Here is an 18,251-nt window from a genome sequence, read left to right on the forward strand (position 1 = left end):
CTCCCTTTCCTATTGTGCCGATGCGAGCGCTGCCCAGACCCGTTGCGGGGTCGCAGGCATCGTCAGGTCATTGTTGCCGATGGCGTCGGTGATGGCGTTGATCAGTGCCGGTGGTGACCCGATCGCGCCGGCCTCGCCGCAGCCCTTGATGCCAAGCGGGTTGCCCGGGCATGGCGTGTTCTGGTGCGAGACGTTGAAGGACGGCAGATCGTCGGCGCGCGGCATGGTGTAGTCCATGTAGCTTGCTGTCAGCAGCTGGCCGGTATCCGCATCGTAATGCGTGCCTTCCAAGAGCGCCTGTCCGATGCCTTGCGCCACCCCGCCATGCACCTGCCCCTCGACGATCATCGGGTTGATGATGTTGCCGAAATCGTCGGCGGCCACGAACTGGATGATCTCGGTCTTGCCTGTTTCGGGGTCGACCTCGACTTCGCAGATGTAGCATCCAGCGGGGAAGGTGAAGTTGGACGGATCGTAGAACGCGCCCTCCTTCAGGCCCGGCTCCATGCCTTCGGGCATGTTGTGCGCGGTATAGGCCGCCAGCGCCATCTGGAACCAAGGCACGCTCTTGTCGGTGCCGGCAACCTTGAGCTCGCCATTTTCGATGACGATGTCGCCTTCATCGGCCTCCATCAGGTGTGCCGCAAGCTTCTTGGCCTTCAGTTCCACTTTGTCGAGCGCCTTGACGATCGCCGACATGCCGACCGCACCCGAGCGCGAGCCATAGGTACCCATGCCCATCTGCACCTTGTCGGTATCGCCATGAACAATGGAGACCGTATCGAGACCGACGCCGAAGCGTTCCGCCACCAGCTGAGCAAAGGTGGTCTCATGGCCCTGGCCATGGCTGTGCGAGCCGGTCAGCACCTCGATCGTGCCCACCGCATTGACCCGCACTTCCGCCGATTCCCAGAGCCCGACACCGGCTCCCAGCGAGCCAACCGCGGCCGACGGCGCGATGCCGCAGGCCTCGATGTAGCAGCTCATGCCGATGCCGCGCAGCTTGCCGCGGCTCTTGGCTTCGGCCTTGCGCGCCTCGAACCCGGCATAATCGGCAGCCTCCATGGAGGCATCGAGCGAGGCTTCGAAATTACCGGCGTCATAACACATGATCACCGGCGTCTGGTGCGGGAACTCGCGCACGAAGTTGGTCCTGCGCAGCTCCGCCGGCGAGATGCCGAGCTCGCGCGCCGCCGTTTCCATGGTCCGCTCGACCAGATAGGTGGCCTCCGGACGGCCGGCACCACGATAGGCGTCCACCGGCACGGTGTTGGTGTAGACCGTGCGCACATTGGCGTGGATGTTGGGGATGTTGTACTGGCCCGAGAGCAGCGTTGCATAGAGATAGGTCGGGACAGAACTGGAAAACAGCGACATGTAGGCGCCGAGATTTGCAATCGTGTCGACCTTGAAGCCGGTAATCCGGTTTTCGGAATCAAACGCCATTTTCACCGTCGAGACATGGTCGCGGCCATGTGCGTCGGTCAGAAATGCCTCGGTGCGGTCTGACGTCCACTTGACCGGGACGCCGGTACGCTTCGAGGCCCAGAGACAGACGATTTCTTCGGGGTAGATATAGATCTTCGAACCGAAGCCACCACCGACGTCGGGCGCGATCACCCGAAGCTTGTTTTCCGGCGCCACATTGTAGAACGCGCTCAGCACCAGCCGAGCCACATGCGGGTTCTGCGAGGTGGTCCAGAGCGTGTAGTGATCCTCACCCTCGTCATAGACGCCAAGTGCGGCGCGCGGTTCCATCGGGTTGGGAACCAGGCGGTTGTTGACAATCTTCATCTCGGTCACATGCGCGGCCGAGGCAATGGCCGCATCGACGGCGGCACTGTCGCCGATCTCCCAGTCGAAGATCTGGTTGTTCTTGGCTTCCGGATGAAGCTGTGGTGCGCCGTCCTTCAGCGCCTCGACCGCCGAAGTCACCACCGGCAGTTCTTCGTAGTCGATAACCACGGCTTCAGCCGCATCCCGCGCCTGCGCCTTGGTGTCGGCCACCACGATGAGCACCGCATCACCGACATAGCGCACCGTATCCTGTGCCAGTGGGCGCCAGGCGCCCATGTTCATCGGCGAGCCATCCTTGGAATGGATCATCCAGCCGCAGATGATGTTGCCGACCGCGTCTTCGGCCAGTTGGTTGCCGTTGAGAATGCCGATCACGCCCGGCATCTTCTCGGCTTCGGACGTGTCGATGCTCTTGATCTTGGCATGGGCATGCGGCGAGCGGACGAAATGCGCCTGCTTCATGCCCGGTACGACCATGTCGTCTGTGTATTTGCCCTTGCCGGTGATGAACCGCTTGTCTTCCTTGCGCGCCACGCGGGCGCCTACGCCTTCCATTCCCATGTCTCAAACTCCTCCGGTTGGATGATGGAGAAAGGCTGGTGCGGATTGCCCCGGCAGCAGTGCCGGTCCAGGGACTTGAGCGAACCGTCGGGCGGGATCTCGTACCCGGCCAAAGCCCCTCAGACTCCAGTGTTTATTGTCTTTCGCTCATCCGCATGTCTTCGGCCTTTCGCCATTGCCTTGATCAGGCATGCCTATTCAGCTGCGACCTTTGCTCCGTCGCCCATCTTGGACGCCGCATCGAGCACGGCCTTGACGATGTTGTGGTAACCCGTGCAGCGGCAAATATTGCCTTCGAGTTCCGCGCGGACGGTTTTCTCGTCCAGTTGGCCACCATGTCGTTCGATCATGTCGACAGCCGACATGATCATGCCCGGGGTGCAGAATCCGCACTGCAGGCCATGATGCTCACGGAACGCCGCCTGTACCGGGTGCAGTTCGCCACCCGAGGCCAGGCCTTCGATCGTCACAACCTCCGAGCCGTCCGCCTGCGCGGCCAGCATTGTGCACGATTTCACGGCCTTGCCGTCGACATGGACCACGCAGGCCCCGCACTGGGACGTGTCGCATCCGACATGGGTTCCCGTCAGTCCGAGATTTTCCCGGATGAATTGAACCAGAAGAGTCCGGTCCTCGCATTGGCCGGAAACGGAGCGCCCGTTCACGGTCATAGATACATTCGCCATAAATTCCTCCCTGGGTGCACAGACCTCACTCACCCTGAGGGCATCATTTTCCTTTTTTTGAAAAGGATCAACCGCTAAACTCTGTTTTATCTTCACCCTACAATGTCGGGTTCTGTGGCATTGGTGTTCGTGCTCAAGCCGCTTTTTCCCAACCGCGCAGCTGTGCGGCCACAATGCGGTCGGACGTCTTTTCCGACACGACGGTGCTGCCATCCGCTGCCAGACCAGCGTCGCACGGGTCGTTTGTCAGTACAAACCGGTTGCCGGCAACGATGTCCCTACCTATAAACTGACCGGACGGTCGGTTAATCTCGCCACAAGGCTTTGGGGGGATACTATCCGAAAGACTAACACGGCCAATCCGGGACCAGCTTTCCGATGCCGACTGGAACTGGCATACACTCTGCGCAGCACGGTCATGTTGAAGAGGTGCGGCGGACGCTATGCAGCGACCAAAAATGCCCCTATTTTCCGGGGGAGCCGTGATTTCGACCGGCAAGTTCAAACTGGGAGGACAATATGAAGAAACGAAATTTCCTGAAATCCGCTGCCGTTGCAGCCCTCGCCCTGTCTGCAATGGGCGCATCTTCAATAGGTGCTGCCGCGCAGGAAGTGACACTGCGCATGCATCAGTTCCTGCCCCCGCAGGCCAATGTGCCTGCCGGCATTCTGATTCCCTGGGCTGAAAAGATCGGCACGGAATCGGGGGGCCGCATCAAGGTCGAAGTCTTCTCGGCAATGTCGCTTGGCGGCACTCCACCGCAGCTGATGGACCAGGCCCGTGATGGTGTGGTCGACATCGTCTGGACCCTGCCGGGCTATACGCCGGGCCGTTTCCCCAGCGTCGAAGTGTTTGAACTTCCCTTCACCATGACCAATGCGGAGGCCACCTCCCGCGCCTATTGGGAACTGTTCAAGTCCGACATGGAAGAAACCGAGTTCAAGGGCGTCAAGATTCTCGGCACCTGGGTTCACGGCCCCGGCGTCATCCACTCCAAGGGCGAAGGTGTCCGCAAGCTCGAAGACATGCAGGGCAAGAAGGTGCGCGGTCCGACCCGCGTCATCAACGGCTTGCTGGCCGAACTCGGCGCCGAGCCTGTGGGCATGCCCGTTCCCGCGATCCCGGAAGCGCTCTCCAAGGGCGTGATCGACGGCACCGTTATCCCGTGGGAAGTCACTCCCGCGCTCAAGGTTGCTGAACTCGTCGACACCCACACCGAGTTCTCCGGCGACACCGCGCTCTACACCGCGGCCTTCGTGCTTGCCATGAACCAGGCCAAATACGACAGCATGCCTGACGATCTCAAGAAGATCCTCGACGACAACACCGGCGCCGACTTCTCCGCCCATGCCGGCAAGACCATGGCAGGCTACGACGCCAGCGGCCGCGCCATCGCCGAGGCCACCGACAACGAGATTGTTGTTCTCGATGAAGCTGAAGTGGCGCGCTGGAAATCAGCTGCCGAGACCGTGCTCGACAACTGGTTCACGGAAATGGACGCCAAGGGCATCGACGGCAAGGCGCTGTATGAAAAGGCCCAGGCACTGATCGCGAAACACTCCAACTGACGCGGCCGGTATGAAAACCCCGGCGGGCCAGGCTGCAGGCCGTGCCCGCCGGGAAACAATGGGTCAAGATGACAACGGGTCGGCGGACCGGATCGGCAGGCTGAACAAGATGCCCAAAACGATCCGCAGCAAACCGCCTTCGTGGCCACACCCGGAGATATCAGATGTTTGACCGGATTGACCGCTTGATGCGGTTGCTTGCAGCTTTACTGGCCATTGTTGGCGGGCTGGCACTGATTGTGGTTATCCTGTCAACCGTCGCCTCGGTCTCCGGCCGCGCCCTGCTCTGGGCAGGGCTTGGGCCGATCCGCGGTGACTTCGAGCTTGTCGAGCTTGGCACCGGCTTCGCTGTCTTTGCGTTTCTGCCCTGGGTTCAGATCAACCGCCAGCATGCAGCGGTGGAAATCCTGACCATGCACCTGGGCGCCACCGCCAATCGCGTGATCGATATGGTGTCCGACCTTCTGATGCTGACCATCGCCGTACTTCTGACCTGGAAGCACTGGGAGGGCACACTCGACAAATTGGCCTACGGCGAAACCACTTTCATCATCCAGTATCCGATCTGGTGGGCCTATGCCTCCGGACTTGTGGGGGCAATCGGATTTGTGCTGGTCAGCGCCTGGTGCGTGATCCTGAGCGCACGGGCGTTGATGAGCGGCCGGAGCTGGCCGAATGGAGAGACGGTACATTGAGCAATATCGACATCGCACTTCTCTCCTTTCCCGTCCTTCTGCTGATGATTTTCCTGCGGGTACCGATCGGACTGGCGATGCTGCTCGCCGGCATCGGCGGCAGCTATTTCATCAACGGCTCGTTCCTGATGATCTTCGCTCAGCTCAAGAACCTGACCTGGGGCACATTTTCCAGCTATTCGCTTTCCATCATCCCGCTGTTTCTGCTGATGGGGCAATTCGCCACCCTCGGCGGCATGTCCCAGGCCCTGTTCAAGGCGGCCGAAACCTGGATGGGCCACAAGAAGGGCGGCGTGGCCATGGCCGCCGTCGGCGCCTGTGCGGGCTTTGGCGCGATTTGCGGCTCGTCGCTGGCGACCGCAGCCACAATGGGCCAAGTCGCCCTGCCCGAACTCAAGCGCTATGGCTATTCCGGCGAGCTCGCCACCGGTGCGCTGGCGGCCGGCGGCACCCTGGGCATTCTGATCCCGCCCTCGGTGATCCTGGTCATCTATGCCATCCTGACCGAACAGAACATTGCCAAGCTCTTCGTCGCCGCCTTCATTCCGGGCATCCTGGCGGCGATCGGCTACATGATCGCCATTGCGATCTATGTCAGGTTCAAGCCCGGCTCTGCCGGTCAGCGTGAGCGCGCGCCCTATTCCGAGCGCTTCCGCAGCCTGATCCACGTCTGGCCGGTGCTTTTGGTTTTCATTGCCGTTGTCGGCGGCATTTACGGCGGCATCTTCACCCCGACCGAGGCTGCCGCAATCGGCGCCTTCGGCACCGGGCTGATCGCGCTCGTCAATGGTGGCCTGAACAGAACGACGCTGAAATCCTCGATACTGGCCACCGCCAGCGCCACCGGCATGATCTTTCTCATCGTTTTCGGCGCCGGCGTCTACAACGCCTTTCTGGCGCTGAGCCAGCTGCCGCAGACCGCCGCCGCCTATGTCGGCAACCAGGGCTTCAACCCGTGGCTGGTCATGGTGGTTGTGCTGATGCTTTACCTGGTTTTCGGCTGCATCATGGACTCGCTGTCGATGATCCTGCTCACCGTGCCGATCTTCTTCCCGATCATGTCGGCGCTCGATTTCGGCCTGACGCCGGAGGAATTCGCCCTCTGGTTCGGCATCATCGTGCTGATCGTGGTCGAGGTCGGGCTGATAACGCCCCCGGTGGGGATGAACCTGTTTGTCATCAACTCGATGGCCGACAACACCCCGCTCTCGGCAACCTACCGCGGCGTGTTCCCCTTCGTCGTCACCGACATTGTCCGCGTCGCCATCCTGACCATGTTCCCGGCCATCACCCTCGTCGCCGTCAGATTGCTCTACTGACGCCGGCGGGCATGCCGGGCAGGCACGGCACGGCGGATAATGGGATTCAACCGCCGATCGCGCGGATGGAAGCTTCCAGCTCCGCATCCACCGGAATGCCGTGCTCGAGATAATCGGCGCGGATCTGCTGCCGCCGCCGTCCGGGCACACGTGCGCCGTCTGTACCGGCAACCATATCGGCCATAAGCGCCATGCGCGCCTCGCCGCCGGCTCCGAACGCGTCCGGGTCAATCGCGATGATTGCCTGGCCGGTACCCGGCGGATCACCCTTGTCGTCAAAGAACGATGTCGCCTGCCAGGCATAGTTCGCCCCGGTCAGCCCGGCGCAGAGAAGCTCCACCATCAGGGCCAGGGCCGTTCCCTTGGCGTCCCCGAGCGGGATCATCGTGCCGGCCATCGCCGCCTTGGCATCCGTCGTCGGCTGACCATCTGGATCCAGCGCCCATCCTTCAGGGATCGGATCGCCTCTCTGCGAGGCCGCCATGATCTTGCCGCGCGCAACCTTCGACAGAGAAATGTCCACCACCACTGGTGCTCCATTGGAAACCGGAGCAGCAAAGGCAATCGGATCTGTCCCAAACAACGCTCGGTTCCCACCCCAAGGCGCCATTGCCGCCGGTGCATTGGCCACCATCAGCGCGGCGACACCACGTTCGGCCAACGCCTCGACTATCACCCCGGCAACCCCGCAATGATGCGAGCGGCGAATGCCGGCAATGGCAATGCCCTGCGCCCTTGCTGCCCCAGGCAGCCAGTCGAGCGCCAGATCCATCGCCGGATAGGCAAAGCCGTTGCCCGCGTCGATTGCCAGTGCGCCGGGCCGTGTCTGTTCGGATGATGGCTCCGCAAAACCATCCACCTTTCCGGCCTGCGCCTGGGCCGCGTAGGCCGCCACACGCCGCAAGCCATGGCCGTTCTGCCCGGCCAGCTCGGCCGCAAGCAATGCCCGCGCCACTGAGGCGGCATTGGCGTCCGATGTCCGGTTCCGGGTCAGCGCCCCCATTATCAGATCGGTGACCGCCTCCGGTGTCATTGTCAGCATGCCGCTCACGCCTTGCTCCCCAGCACTTCAAGCACCTTGTCGGCGATCAGATGGCTGACCCGCTCGTTCGATTCATCCGTTACCCCGGCGATATGCGGTGTCAGCACAAGATTGCTCAGCCCCTTGAATTTCGCGCCCGCCTCCGCCGTCAGCGGCTCGGTCTCGAACACGTCAAGAGCGGCGCCGGCCAGCTTGCCGGCCTTCAGCGTCTCAGCCAACGCCGCCTCATCGACGATGCCGCCACGTGCCGCATTGATCAGCACCGCCCCCGGCTTCATGCTCGAAAGCGCTCTGGCATCAATCATGTTGCGCGTCGCATCGGTCAGCGGCGTATGCAGCGAAACCACGTCGGAGAGTTCGAGCACCGCATCCAGTGATACATTGCGGGCGATCTGCCAGCCGGGATGGTCGGCCATCAGGTAAGGATCACAGGCGACGATCTGCATGCCCATCATGTGTGCCCGCCACGCCACCTCGCGGGCAATCGAGCCATAGCCGACCAGCCCGATGGTCTTGCCGGCAAGTTCGCGGCCCATCATTGATTGCCGCGGCCAGTCACCCGCAGCCACCTCGGCCGAGCGCAGAAACGCGCCACGCAACAACATCAGTGCCGACGTGATGACGTATTCGGCCACCGACAGATCATTGGCCCCGGTCGCCGGGATCACCTTGACCGAGCGCGCCTTGCAGGCCGCCACATCGATATTGTCGAGCCCGACACCCAGCCGCCCGACCACACGCAGTTTCGGGCCCATGCCGAGAAGCGTCTCGTCCACCTGGGTGCGGTTGCGCACGATCAACGCCCGCGCCGACGCCAGATGCTCGTGCAAAGCCGCAGGGTCATCGACGAGCTTCGGATCATAGACCGTGTCATGGGCCTGGACGAGGCGGCCGACTGCCGCCTCGTCCATGAATTCGGTAATGACGATGTCTGCCATGATGAACCTTTATTGTTTCGCCGGGTTAAGCGGAACGATAGAGCTTTGTCATGGAGAATTCGCGATGCCCGAGGGCTTCTGCTGCCGTGGCGCGGCCATTCGATGTGCGCACAATCATCTCGATCAGCGCATCGCCCGCCTCGTCGATGGTCATGTCGCGCCTGAGGATGCCCGAGACATCGACATCGACATGCTCGCCCATGGTCCGAACCGTGCGCGGATTGGCCGTGATCTTGATCACCGGCACGATCGGGTTGCCAATCACATTGCCCTGACCGGTCGGGAAAGTGTGCACCACGTAACCGCCAGCGGCCATCAGCGTCACGCATTCCGCTGCCGCCGAAGACGAATCCATGAAATACAGGCCCTTGCCCGATTGCGGCGCTTCGGCCGGCTCGAGAATGTCGATGTATTTCGAGCTCCGGCCGATCTTCTCGAGATTGCCCAGCGCCTTCTCCTCGATCGTGGTCAGCCCGCCCTCGATATTGCCCTTGGTCGGCTGGCTGTCTGATAGATCGTCCGTCTGGTGCGCGAAGATGACGTCGTCCTGATAGGCCTTCCACATCTTGTACCAGCGCTCACCGACTTCCTCATTGATCGCGCGGGCCTTGCAGATATGCTCGGCGCCGGTGATCTCGGAGGTCTCGCCAAAGCAGCCGTAAATGCCTTCCGGCAACAGCTTGTCGTACATGTTGCCAACTGTCGGGCAGGAGCCGAGACCGGTCGTGGTGTCGCTCTCGCCGCACTTGGTCGAGACCCACAGTTCCGAGATCGAGCACTCTTCCCGCTGCAGCTCGGAAGCGAAATGCACATATTCCTTGGCCACCCGTGACGCATCCATGATGGTCTTGAGATCGCCATTCTGCTCGATTGAGAGGCCCGTCACCGGCTTGCCGGTGGCAGCGATCCCGTCCACGATCTTCTTGGTCCAGCCCGGCTCGATACCGATCACCACGACAGCCGCCACGTTCGGATTCGACCCGGTGCCGATCATGGTGCGGAAGTGCAGATCCAGGTCTTCGCCGAACTGCAACCTGCCATAGGCATGCGGCAGGGCCAGCGTCCCCTTGATATTGTTCGCCACCGCTTCGCAAGCCGCATTGGAGATATCGTCCACCGGCAGGATGACGACATGATTGCGGACGCCGACACGGCCATTCTCACGCCGGTAGCCTTGAAACGTCATGTTGGAATATTTCGATGCCATGATCAGGGCTCCTACCAGCGCTTGGTTTTGAGGTTGTGTGTATGGACGTGGGCGCCCTTCTCCACATCGGCGACAAACTTGCCAATGTCCTCACCGTATTTGATCGCGGTGTCGCCGGACTTGATGTCTTTCAGCGCGATCTTGTGGCCAATCGGTACATCTGCCTTTGACGCCAACTCAAAGCTCGAATTGTCATGCGTGACGACACAGAGCATCGTGGTTCCAGCCGTCAGGCCCTCGACAACGACGACGCCGACATTGTCTGCGTGATCATGGACTAGCAAATGAGGTGCGGTCACGTTTGTCCTCCAATGTGGATAAGGTGTATTCTGATGACATCAGCTATTTGAGTCTTATATAAGACATAAGATATGGTATGAACCAAAAGTCAACCGGGGCGACGCATGGAAAACAAGAAACGGCTGCCGGAAGGCACTGAAACCGCAGCTGGCGATGCGATCGGCTTCAAACCGCTCTATGCCCAGGTCCGCGAAAGGCTGATGCGGCGTCTCGTTGAAGGTGAATGGGTGCCGGGCATGCTGCTGCCAAGCGAGATGGTTCTGGCGCGCCAGCTCAATGTCAGCCAGGGCACGGTTCGCAAGGCCCTGGACTCAATGACGGCGGACAATTTGCTCTTGCGCCGACAGGGCCGCGGCACCTATGTGGCCGAGCCCGAGGAAAGCCGCATTCTGTTCCAGTTTTTCAGGCTCTCACCGGATGAAGGCAGCCCCAGCTTTCCCGATTCCAGGGTCCTGAGCACCAGCGCCGCCGCCCCGACGAACACGGAAAAACAGCAGCTCGGTCTCGATGACACCGATGAGGTCATCCGCATCGAGCGCATCCGCTCGCTGGCCGGAGAACCGATCCTGATCGAAACCCTCACGCTGCCGTCAAACCGGTTTCCCGATTTCGATCATCTGACGATCATCCCGAACAATGTCTACAGGCTCTATTCCGAGCGCTGGGGCATCACCATCGGCAGCGCCGAGGAACGGCTCAAGGCGATTGCCGCCAGTGCCCGCGATGCCGCCAAGCTGGGATGCGACCCGGGAGAGCCGCTGCTGCTGATCAGCCGTGTCGCCCGCGATCTGGAAAACCGCCCGGTCGAACTTCGCTGGTCGCGCTGCATCAGCCGCAACATCCATTATTCAGTCAATCTTCGGTGAAACTCATAAGCTGATCGCAGTACCGGTCTTGGCTGACTGCTCTGCCGCCAGACCGATCCGCACGGCCTTCATGCCATCCTCGAGAGAGACCTCGGGCACGCCATTGCTGCGGACCATCTCGAGAAACTTCCGGTGCTGGAAATAGGTCGATCCATGGTGATCGCCCACCGCCAGGATGGCGGCATCGACATCGACAATCTCGCGCTGTTCAAGCTTGCTGGCGCGCGGAGACAGCACAAATTCCGAGTGCCTTTCCTTTCCGTCGGGCGAAAACCGCGAAGGCCCGGGCACGAACGCCTCCGCCTTGGCGACATCGCCGGTCACGGCGATGGCTTCCTGCCAGCCCGAGCCTTCGGCAAACATGCATAGATCCAGCAGGGCGCGCACGCCATTGGCGAAATCGACCACCACAAAGGCATTGTCGAGGATGTCAGGACGCTGCCCGTCATATTCTTCATCGAGAAAGTTCACATCCGCCCCACCCGAGGCGTAGACCCGGACCGGCTCCGACTCGGCGATCAGCCGCATCAGATCGAAGAAATGGCAGCATTTCTCCACCATGGTGCCACCGGTCTTGGCCGCAAATCGGTTCCAGTCGCCGACTTTCTTCAGGAACGGGAACCGGTGTTCGCGGATCGAGATCATCCGTGGCACCCCGGTCTCGCCCGACCGGACGGCCTCAAGCAGCCGCTCCACCGGCGGCATGTAGCGATACTCCATCGCCACCCAGACTGGCGATGCCCGCCCGGCAGCGCGGTCCAGGATATCTTCGCAATCAGCCAGCGTCGTGCACAATGGCTTTTCCACCAGCATCGGCAGGTCCGCCGGCAGCACATCCTTCAGGATGGGGTAGTGCAGATGGTTGGGCGCTGCGATCACCAGCGCGTCACACAGACCGGAATTCAGCAGAGCGGCATGATCGCCGAACTGGGCGCAGCCCGCACCGGCCATGAACGCGGCGCTCGTGCGCATGCCCTCGTCCGGATCGCAGACCGCTGTCACCCGGGCCCCCTCTAGGATCCCGAGGGTCCTTATGTGCTCTTGCCCCATCATGCCCGAGCCGATGATGCCGTATCTGAGTTCTGTCATGGCCAGGCCCTGAAGTTCGAAAATTGTCTAGAGATGCACCACCGGCAACCCGGCGGCGGCGGCGAAGCTTTCGAGCGCCGCGACATGATCGCCATAGGCCAGCGCCATGTGGTGCTCGAGCCCGCTGTCGATCACCCGCTCAAGCATCTGCTGCGCCGGGCGCTCGAATTTCACCACGCCGGAGGTGCCGGTAAAGGCCATCTCGCGCTTGAGCATCTCGCCGCGGGCGATGATCAGGCTCTGTTGCCCGCGCGCTTGGCTCAATCGCACGAAGGTCACCGGTCCCGGCTTGAGCGGGAACTCGAACAGGAGCGGCATCTTGCGGTTGGTGTGGATCGTCGCCCGCGCCACCACGTCCGGATCCGCCATCGAGACCGGCGCCTGACCGCAATGCCAGACAACGCCGGTGTCGTCGCTTGCATCGAGATCGACCAGATCGACCAGGAAAACCGGCTGATCGCTCGCCGCCTGCAGCAGCAGTTGCGTTGCCGCCCCGTAGACATCGGCTTCGCAGGCGCAAGGCACCCGGCCCTCGCCCATCATCGAGGCCGGTCCGCAGACAGCGCCGCCATACTCGGTGAATGTTTCCGGCCAGCAACGGATGGCAAAGGCATCGAAGCCGCCATCTGCCTTCATTCCATCGAGCGCCAGCTTGAGCCGCAACGAGCGGTCGAGTTCCGCCTGATCAACCTTGTCCATGCCCGAAAGATGATCGCCGACCTCGGCCTTCAGCGCCCGGGCAGCACTCTCGGGGGTCGACCGTGCCCGCGCGAACAGCTCCGGCAGCTCGAACCCGCTTACCTTCATGCCTGTTAGCCTTGCCAGTTCCGCGCTGTCATAGGCGCAGGTGTCAAACCCGTCCGGATGCGCACCGATCCGCGCAATGCTTTTGCCCGAAAGCCCGGCCAGCAAGGTTGCACCGGCTGAGGGATCGGCCTGCGAAGCCTCAGGAACAAGCGGAACAACCATCGGCGTCTCGGCAAGCATCGTCTCGATACCCGGAGTATGGGGGGCGGCATATCTCCAGGAAAACAGCCGGTCGCGCAGCCCCAGCGCGTGCGAGGCCAGATTGAGACCGCAGAAGGCATTCAGCCGGAGCCGCCCGCCGAGCCGCGGCTCCGGAACCGCCCAGATCGACAGCGGCTCGGCAAAAGCATCCGCGATCCGGCAGGTCATCGCGGCGTCGGTGAACGTCACCTGCAGAATGATGATGCGGTCCGGATTCTTGACCTTGATGTCCGCCATCGCGGCCTCGGTCGAGGCCGCATCCATCAAAAGCTTTTCGGGTCCCACCAGATGGTGCCCGGTGGCCTTGAGATCGGCCATCATGCCGGCCAGCATCTCTTCAGCGAAGGCCACATCGAAGGTTGGCCGGCCCAGCGGCAGAACGCCCAGGGTCAGAGTTTCACCGGACATCGACATGCCCCCTTACATCATCTGGTAAAAACACTAGATTGCAGTCATGAACCTGAACCTGCGACGTTGGCCTGCGGCCCTCATCCTTGCAGTGGCACTGTTTGCCGTTGCCCCGATAAAACAGAGTGCAGCCACCGAGGCCGCCTGGGCCCGTCTGGCGCAAGGCGGCTACACCATCCTGCTCGGCTATGCCCGCACGCCGGGCGGCGAGCCGCTCAGGCCCGATCTCGGCGACTGCGAGAACCGCAAGAGCCTGACTGACCGGGGCATCCAGGAAGCCCGTCGCATCGGCATGCGCTTTGCCGCCCGCGCCGTGGCGATCAGTGCGGTCTATTCCGGAGAATTCTGCCGTGCGCTGGAGACAGCGCAACTGGCCTTCGGCAGATCCAACGTCGAAACCGCCCCATTTCTCAATTCGATTGTCGACGGCGCCGACCCGGCCATCATCCCGCCTGAGCTGATCGTTGCCGTCGAGGAGTTTTTTGGCGCCGGCAATCAGCTGATGGTCACCCATCCGGCTCTGATTGCGGCCATCTCCGGCAGCGTACCGCGTAAAGGCGAAGCCGTGATCATTGCACCGGGCCTCGAACCCGGCGACAAGCCGCGCGTCGTCAACCGGCTGCTTCTCGACTGAGCAAGGCGCCCGTCTCATCCGAAATCTCCATAGCTGTGCCGGAAGCTCTGGTCCGCGGGCGCGAACCGGGCGCCATCCGCGCCGAACATCTCGTGCTTGTTCCAGGGCTTTGCCGCACGGTCGGTCAAGGCGTTGAGATCGCGCATATACTCTACCGACCCGGTTTCCAGCCCATTGCGCATCCCCTCCCAGTCCGGGTAGAGCGCGAAGGGCTCGAGCCAGATCGCGCGGCCTGCGAGATAACCTGATGCGCCCGCCCTGTAGGCGTGGCTGAGGATATTTCGGAACTCGGCCTTGCCGGCGCCGGCTGAAAGCATCACCCAAGGCCGGCCGGCAAGCCGGCCCATCTCGTCAAATGCCGCCTGCACCTGCCCGTCCTCCGCTTCGGGAACATCCTTGGCCGCAACCGGGCTCTCCAGCTTGAACACGTCGATACCGAACTCAGGCGCAGCGAAATCCGCAACCGACTGCAACACGTGGTCGGTGCGCTTGCCGGTCATCTCGACATAGTCCGTGGTCTGGTGCGTGTCATTGGCCAGCGGGTAGACCAGCAGTTCGAACAGGAACGGGATGTCATGGCGCGCGCAGGCCTCGCCGATCCGCTTGGTGAAGTCCTTCTGCTTCTGCCGGATGTGTTCCGCAGCATCGGGCCGGTACCACGCCAGCACCTTGACCGCGTCACCTCCCATCCGCTTGATCTTGGCCACCGACCAGTCATCGATCTCGCTCGACAGCCGCCCATCCGGTGTTTCCTCGAACACCGAATCCTCCAGCGTCACGATCAGCCCCTTGGCCGGAGACAATTTGCCGATCCCGCGCGGGATGGCGAAATGCGGATCGAGCAGCATCGCCGAGGATTGCCCCTGCAGCGTTTCAATAAGCAGGGTCTTGAAGTCCGCCACTTCCTGCCACGGCGCTTCGGCAACCCCATGGTGCCTGGCAATCGGCCCCTTGATCGGCGGCCGCTGGTCCACCGCCGTCATTTTGAACAGCCCCTTTTCATCGGCCATGCGGCGCATGCCCCATAGCTTTCCCGCGCTTAGCTGCATGGCTGGGCCTCTTTCATGAATGTTTCGGTTTCTGCACGTGTCGGATAACCGTCACGGCCATTGGTCCGGGTGCACTTGATGGCGGCGACAGCACTGGCAAAGCGGATCGCCTCGGGCGGTGATGCCCCTTCCCCTAGCAGCAGGGCGAAGGCGCCGTGCCAGACATCGCCCGCCCCCAGCGTATCAAGCGGCGTGATCGCAAAGGCAGGCTCGAAGCCCGACGCTGAGCCATGCCGCCAATTCACGCCGTTTCCGCCATCGGTAACGCACACAAACGCGCCGGTTTCCGCCGCAACATCGTTGAGCGCTGTGTCGAGATCCTCGTGCTCAGCCCAGTCGCGCAGCCCTTGCGCCGAAAACGCGATATGGCTCGCCAGTTGCAGCGCGGTTTCCGCCTCGCGTATCGGTGCTTCGCCATCCAGTACGCCGGGTACCCCACGCTCGCGTGCTGCCCGCATCAGGACCTCGGCCCCATCCGGCCACCGAGTGTCCGCCAGCGCCGCGTTGAAATCCTCCGGCAACGCGGCCAGTAGCCAGTCTGCATCCATCGGCAGTTCGGGATCACGGAAATTGACGATCTGGCGTTCTCCTGCCTGATCGATAAACACCGAGGAAAACGAGGACCGCCGCCCCTCGAACTGCTTCAGCATAAAGCAATCGACACCGTCGGCTTCAAGCCCGGCGGCAATCATCTCTGCCACCTGGTCCGAGCCGAGCCGGCTCGCCAGCATCGCATGACCGCCCAGCCGTGCAATTGCAGCCGCCGCATTGGCTGCGCCGCCGCCTCCGGTGATTTCAGCACCCTTCGCCCGGTATTTTTCAGCCAGCCTCGGCATCTCGTCGAGATGAAAAACGAAATCCATCACGGCGACCCCGGTGGTCACGATCTTTGTCATTGCAAGCTAGTATCCCTGGCGCATCGAGGTTGCGAAAAGCACCCTCCGCGGCACGACTCTATCAAGTCTTATATAAGACACAAGAGCTAATCGCCCGCCGTAGACCGCTGAAAGGGATGAACTTGATCTCAATCCACCGGAAGACCACTCGGCACTGCGGCCGGCCGCCCAAGCCGGCCTTTGGCTTCACCCGTCAAGGCCTCGAGAAAAGCGATGAGATCCGAGACTTCGCGATCGGAAAGCGTCACCGGCTCGATATCGACCCTCGCCCGCAGCCGCTCCCGTTCCCGTTTGTCGTCGAAGGAGATGAAATCCACGCGGGCGAAGCGCTCGTCGGGCGGCAGTTTTACCAATTCCGGCGTCCAGCCGTCCAGCGCTGTCACCGGATCGAGGTGATGCCGGACAATACCTTCGAGCGTGGCATAGGCCCCGTTATGGCCCCATGGCCCGGTCAACGCCACATTGCGCAGCATCGGCGTGCGGAAACTGTAGGCGTCCTCCAGCCGGTCCGATTCCGCCATCCGCCCTACATCACGCACATAGGGATCAAACCGCCGGGTCCGGCCCGGACCGAAATGCGGCAGCGCCAGCGCATGGAACTCCTGGTCCGACATCAGCTTGCCCGCGTGGCAGCTTGCGCATTGCGCCTTGCCGTAAAACAGCTCCATCCCGGCCAGCGCCGCAGGATCAAGCGCTGCGTTATCGCCTGCAAGATAGCGGTCGAACGCGCTGTCCATGCTGCGCCACTCGGAATTGACGAAATCTCCCAGCGCATTGGCAATATGGGTAATGGTGAGATCTCCCGGCCCGCGGAGGTCGGGATCCGCCTCGCGGAACTGCTCGACATAGGTGTCAATACCACGCACCCGCTCGACCAGCAGCGGCCAGACATAGTCGATCCGGTCATAGGCCGCCCCCGCGACCTTGTTTTCCTCCGGGTTGCCGGCCATCTCGGTTTCCGACGTCAGCGGGAACAGCGCCTGCGCCGCCAGTATCCCCTTGAGGCCTTCCGGCAGGTATTCCTCCGCCGGAGAGTTGAACCCGTTGCCGAAGATGTCGTCGATGCTCAGCCGGCCGTCGTGAAACAGCACCCGGATCTCGCGGGCGCCGAGATTGAACAGCGCCGATGCGTTGCGCGGCACCCGCTTTTCGATCCGGTCCGCGCCCTCACCGGTCGTCCGCTTGAGCCCCAGGCCCATGCCGCCTTCTCCCACACCCAGCGGCAGGCCGTCACCTGAGGCGAGATCGTGGTGATGACAGGTGCCGCAGGAGATATTGCGATTGCCCGACAGCACTGGATCGTAAAACAGCAACTGGCCGATCTTCGCGAGTCGCGGATCGTAGTCATGAAAATCCGCCTCGCGCAGCGGTTCGGGGAATGGGGTGACACTGTCAGCTTTGGCCGGCGCAACGAGCCCAGCCAAGCCGAACAGGATAGCCGCAAGCAGGGTGCGGCCAGCGGCAAGGTGGCGCAGCACATCACTTCGCCAGTCAGGCAGTTCCTCTCCGCTCATCTCCCGTTCCTCCCAAAACCGGTGACGCACCGCCAACACCCGTTGCCACATCATCTTGCCACCCCGGACACGAGGCCCCTATTGTCGGCATCACGAATGAATATCGAGAGAATGGCAAATGAACCTTCCGCTTGCAAATGCCAAAACCCGCCTCATGGCCCTGGGCCTCGCGCTGGCCATCGCCGCTCCTGCACAGGCCGAAATCGAGAAGGGCCGCGTGCTGATGGAAAGCCACAAATTCGAGGAAGCCATGGCCGAGTTCCTGCCGGCCGCCCGCTCCGGCAATGCCGACGCTGAGGAACTGATCGGCGTCATGTACGCCATGGGCCTTGGCGTCGAACGCGATGATGAACGCGCCTTCGAATGGTATCTGCGCGCCTCGATGAAAGGCCATCCCGGTGCGCAATCGGGTGTCGGCTGGTATTTTGAAGTCGGCCGCGGCACCGCGGTCGATCTGGTACGCGCCTATCTCTGGTACGGCCTTTCCGCCATCGGCGGCGATCCGGATGCAGCCATTTCGATCGAGGAAGTCGCAAAGAAAATGACGGCAGAGCAGATCCGCCGCGCCGAAGTGCTGATCAACGATTACCGTCCCTGGATGTACCCGTTCCGCTAAACCGGTCATCAACGAAAAACCGCCCGGTGTGAACCGGGCGGCCTTGTCATCGCGGCT

17 protein-coding genes are annotated in these 18,251 nt (G+C 62.2%); 6 read left to right on the forward strand and 11 right to left on the reverse strand.

Features of this window, described 5'->3' with window-relative positions; all coding sequences use genetic code 11:
* Nucleotides 1-9 precede the first annotated feature (9 nt).
* Together CRO46_RS07735 and CRO46_RS07740 are read right to left on the reverse strand one after the other, a co-directional pair.
* Nucleotides 10-2,358 (reverse strand): xanthine dehydrogenase family protein molybdopterin-binding subunit, encoded by a 2,349-nt coding sequence (locus tag CRO46_RS07735; protein ID WP_097106724.1) that lies wholly within the window; start codon nucleotides 2,356-2,358, stop codon nucleotides 10-12.
* A gap of 194 nt (nucleotides 2,359-2,552) precedes the next feature.
* The gene (locus tag CRO46_RS07740; protein ID WP_097106725.1) at nucleotides 2,553-3,044 is read right to left on the reverse strand and encodes a (2Fe-2S)-binding protein; all 492 of its coding nucleotides are present in this window, start codon (nucleotides 3,042-3,044) and stop codon (nucleotides 2,553-2,555) included.
* Nucleotides 3,045-3,563: 519 nt separating this feature from the next.
* Here CRO46_RS07740 and CRO46_RS07745 point away from each other — a divergent pair.
* The 3 genes from CRO46_RS07745 (at nucleotide 3,564) to CRO46_RS07755 (ending at nucleotide 6,627) form a co-directional block, all read left to right on the forward strand.
* Nucleotides 3,564-4,613, forward strand: a complete 1,050-nt coding sequence (locus tag CRO46_RS07745; RefSeq protein WP_097106727.1) for a TRAP transporter substrate-binding protein — start codon at nucleotides 3,564-3,566, stop codon at nucleotides 4,611-4,613.
* Between the two features lie 164 nt (nucleotides 4,614-4,777).
* Nucleotides 4,778-5,308 (forward strand): TRAP transporter small permease, encoded by a 531-nt coding sequence (locus CRO46_RS07750; RefSeq protein WP_097106729.1) that lies wholly within the window; start codon nucleotides 4,778-4,780, stop codon nucleotides 5,306-5,308.
* A complete protein-coding gene (locus CRO46_RS07755; protein ID WP_097106731.1) occupies nucleotides 5,305-6,627 on the forward strand; it encodes a TRAP transporter large permease in 1,323 nt (440 codons plus the stop codon). Before CRO46_RS07750 ends, CRO46_RS07755 begins: the two co-directional genes overlap by 4 nt.
* Nucleotides 6,628-6,673: 46 nt before the next feature.
* On the opposite strand, the gene CRO46_RS07760 is transcribed toward CRO46_RS07755, so the two are convergent.
* The 4 genes from CRO46_RS07760 to CRO46_RS07775 are packed head-to-tail and all read right to left on the reverse strand — an operon-like array spanning nucleotide 6,674 to nucleotide 10,113.
* Nucleotides 6,674-7,669 carry an Ldh family oxidoreductase gene (locus CRO46_RS07760; RefSeq protein WP_097107618.1) on the reverse strand — a complete coding sequence of 332 codons (996 nt, stop codon included), beginning with the start codon at nucleotides 7,667-7,669 and terminating at the stop codon, nucleotides 6,674-6,676.
* 5 nt (nucleotides 7,670-7,674) lie between these two features.
* Nucleotides 7,675-8,607, reverse strand: a complete 933-nt coding sequence (locus CRO46_RS07765) for a hydroxyacid dehydrogenase (RefSeq protein WP_097106733.1) — start codon at nucleotides 8,605-8,607, stop codon at nucleotides 7,675-7,677.
* A 25-nt stretch (nucleotides 8,608-8,632) separates the two neighbouring features.
* On the reverse strand, nucleotides 8,633-9,814 hold the full coding sequence (locus tag CRO46_RS07770; RefSeq protein WP_097106735.1) for a UxaA family hydrolase: 1,182 nt from the start codon (nucleotides 9,812-9,814) through the stop codon (nucleotides 8,633-8,635).
* Between the two features lie 11 nt (nucleotides 9,815-9,825).
* The gene (locus CRO46_RS07775; RefSeq protein ID WP_097106736.1) at nucleotides 9,826-10,113 is read right to left on the reverse strand and encodes a UxaA family hydrolase; all 288 of its coding nucleotides are present in this window, start codon (nucleotides 10,111-10,113) and stop codon (nucleotides 9,826-9,828) included.
* A gap of 105 nt (nucleotides 10,114-10,218) precedes the next feature.
* Here CRO46_RS07775 and CRO46_RS07780 point away from each other — a divergent pair, with 105 nt between their 5' ends.
* Nucleotides 10,219-10,980, forward strand: coding sequence for a GntR family transcriptional regulator (locus CRO46_RS07780; protein ID WP_097106738.1), 762 nt, complete (start codon nucleotides 10,219-10,221; stop codon nucleotides 10,978-10,980).
* 3 nt (nucleotides 10,981-10,983) lie between these two features.
* On the opposite strand, the gene CRO46_RS07785 is transcribed toward CRO46_RS07780, so the two are convergent.
* A complete protein-coding gene (locus tag CRO46_RS07785; RefSeq protein ID WP_097106740.1) occupies nucleotides 10,984-12,069 on the reverse strand; it encodes a Gfo/Idh/MocA family protein in 1,086 nt (361 codons plus the stop codon).
* Nucleotides 12,070-12,096: 27 nt separating this feature from the next.
* Nucleotides 12,097-13,485, reverse strand: a complete 1,389-nt coding sequence (locus CRO46_RS07790) for an L-fucose/L-arabinose isomerase family protein (RefSeq protein WP_097107620.1) — start codon at nucleotides 13,483-13,485, stop codon at nucleotides 12,097-12,099.
* A gap of 46 nt (nucleotides 13,486-13,531) precedes the next feature.
* Here CRO46_RS07790 and CRO46_RS07795 point away from each other — a divergent pair, with 46 nt between their 5' ends.
* Nucleotides 13,532-14,119: a histidine phosphatase family protein gene (locus tag CRO46_RS07795; protein ID WP_097106742.1), complete on the forward strand. Its 588-nt coding sequence runs from the start codon at nucleotides 13,532-13,534 to the stop codon at nucleotides 14,117-14,119.
* A gap of 14 nt (nucleotides 14,120-14,133) precedes the next feature.
* On the opposite strand, the gene CRO46_RS07800 is transcribed toward CRO46_RS07795, so the two are convergent.
* From CRO46_RS07800 to CRO46_RS07810, 3 genes are all read right to left on the reverse strand, one after another.
* Nucleotides 14,134-15,138: a tagatose 1,6-diphosphate aldolase gene (locus tag CRO46_RS07800; protein ID WP_244577818.1), complete on the reverse strand. Its 1,005-nt coding sequence runs from the start codon at nucleotides 15,136-15,138 to the stop codon at nucleotides 14,134-14,136.
* A gap of 20 nt (nucleotides 15,139-15,158) precedes the next feature.
* Nucleotides 15,159-16,064: a PfkB family carbohydrate kinase gene (locus CRO46_RS07805; protein WP_097106746.1), complete on the reverse strand. Its 906-nt coding sequence runs from the start codon at nucleotides 16,062-16,064 to the stop codon at nucleotides 15,159-15,161.
* Between the two features lie 128 nt (nucleotides 16,065-16,192).
* The gene (locus CRO46_RS07810; protein WP_097106748.1) at nucleotides 16,193-17,578 is read right to left on the reverse strand and encodes a cytochrome-c peroxidase; all 1,386 of its coding nucleotides are present in this window, start codon (nucleotides 17,576-17,578) and stop codon (nucleotides 16,193-16,195) included.
* A 118-nt stretch (nucleotides 17,579-17,696) separates the two neighbouring features.
* Between CRO46_RS07810 and CRO46_RS07815 the strand changes: the two genes are divergently transcribed.
* Nucleotides 17,697-18,194 (forward strand): tetratricopeptide repeat protein, encoded by a 498-nt coding sequence (locus tag CRO46_RS07815; RefSeq protein ID WP_179758990.1) that lies wholly within the window; start codon nucleotides 17,697-17,699, stop codon nucleotides 18,192-18,194.
* Nucleotides 18,195-18,251: the final 57 nt, after the last annotated feature.

Origin of the sequence: Parahoeflea halophila (assembly GCF_900220985.1) — a bacterium.
In the GTDB taxonomy this organism is placed as follows: Bacteria; Pseudomonadota; Alphaproteobacteria; order Rhizobiales; family Rhizobiaceae; genus Hoeflea; species Hoeflea halophila.

Bases quoted from the DNA above. Each gene is read 5' to 3' on its own strand.
- CRO46_RS07735 (WP_097106724.1), bottom strand. From the start codon at position 2,358: ATGGGAATGGAAGGCGTAGGCGCCCGCGTGGCGCGCAAGGAAGACAAG.
- CRO46_RS07740 (WP_097106725.1), bottom strand. From the start codon at position 3,044: ATGGCGAATGTATCTATGACCGTGAACGGGCGCTCCGTTTCCGGCCAA.
- CRO46_RS07745 (WP_097106727.1), top strand. From the start codon at position 3,564: ATGAAGAAACGAAATTTCCTGAAATCCGCTGCCGTTGCAGCCCTCGCC.
- CRO46_RS07750 (WP_097106729.1), top strand. From the start codon at position 4,778: ATGTTTGACCGGATTGACCGCTTGATGCGGTTGCTTGCAGCTTTACTG.
- CRO46_RS07760 (WP_097107618.1), bottom strand. From the start codon at position 7,669: ATGCTGACAATGACACCGGAGGCGGTCACCGATCTGATAATGGGGGCG.
- CRO46_RS07765 (WP_097106733.1), bottom strand. From the start codon at position 8,607: ATGGCAGACATCGTCATTACCGAATTCATGGACGAGGCGGCAGTCGGC.
- CRO46_RS07770 (WP_097106735.1), bottom strand. From the start codon at position 9,814: ATGGCATCGAAATATTCCAACATGACGTTTCAAGGCTACCGGCGTGAG.
- CRO46_RS07780 (WP_097106738.1), top strand. From the start codon at position 10,219: ATGGAAAACAAGAAACGGCTGCCGGAAGGCACTGAAACCGCAGCTGGC.
- CRO46_RS07785 (WP_097106740.1), bottom strand. From the start codon at position 12,069: ATGACAGAACTCAGATACGGCATCATCGGCTCGGGCATGATGGGGCAA.
- CRO46_RS07790 (WP_097107620.1), bottom strand. From the start codon at position 13,485: ATGTCCGGTGAAACTCTGACCCTGGGCGTTCTGCCGCTGGGCCGGCCA.
- CRO46_RS07795 (WP_097106742.1), top strand. From the start codon at position 13,532: ATGAACCTGAACCTGCGACGTTGGCCTGCGGCCCTCATCCTTGCAGTG.
- CRO46_RS07800 (WP_244577818.1), bottom strand. From the start codon at position 15,138: ATGCGCCGCATGGCCGATGAAAAGGGGCTGTTCAAAATGACGGCGGTG.
- CRO46_RS07805 (WP_097106746.1), bottom strand. From the start codon at position 16,064: ATGACAAAGATCGTGACCACCGGGGTCGCCGTGATGGATTTCGTTTTT.
- CRO46_RS07810 (WP_097106748.1), bottom strand. From the start codon at position 17,578: ATGAGCGGAGAGGAACTGCCTGACTGGCGAAGTGATGTGCTGCGCCAC.
- CRO46_RS07815 (WP_179758990.1), top strand. From the start codon at position 17,697: ATGAACCTTCCGCTTGCAAATGCCAAAACCCGCCTCATGGCCCTGGGC.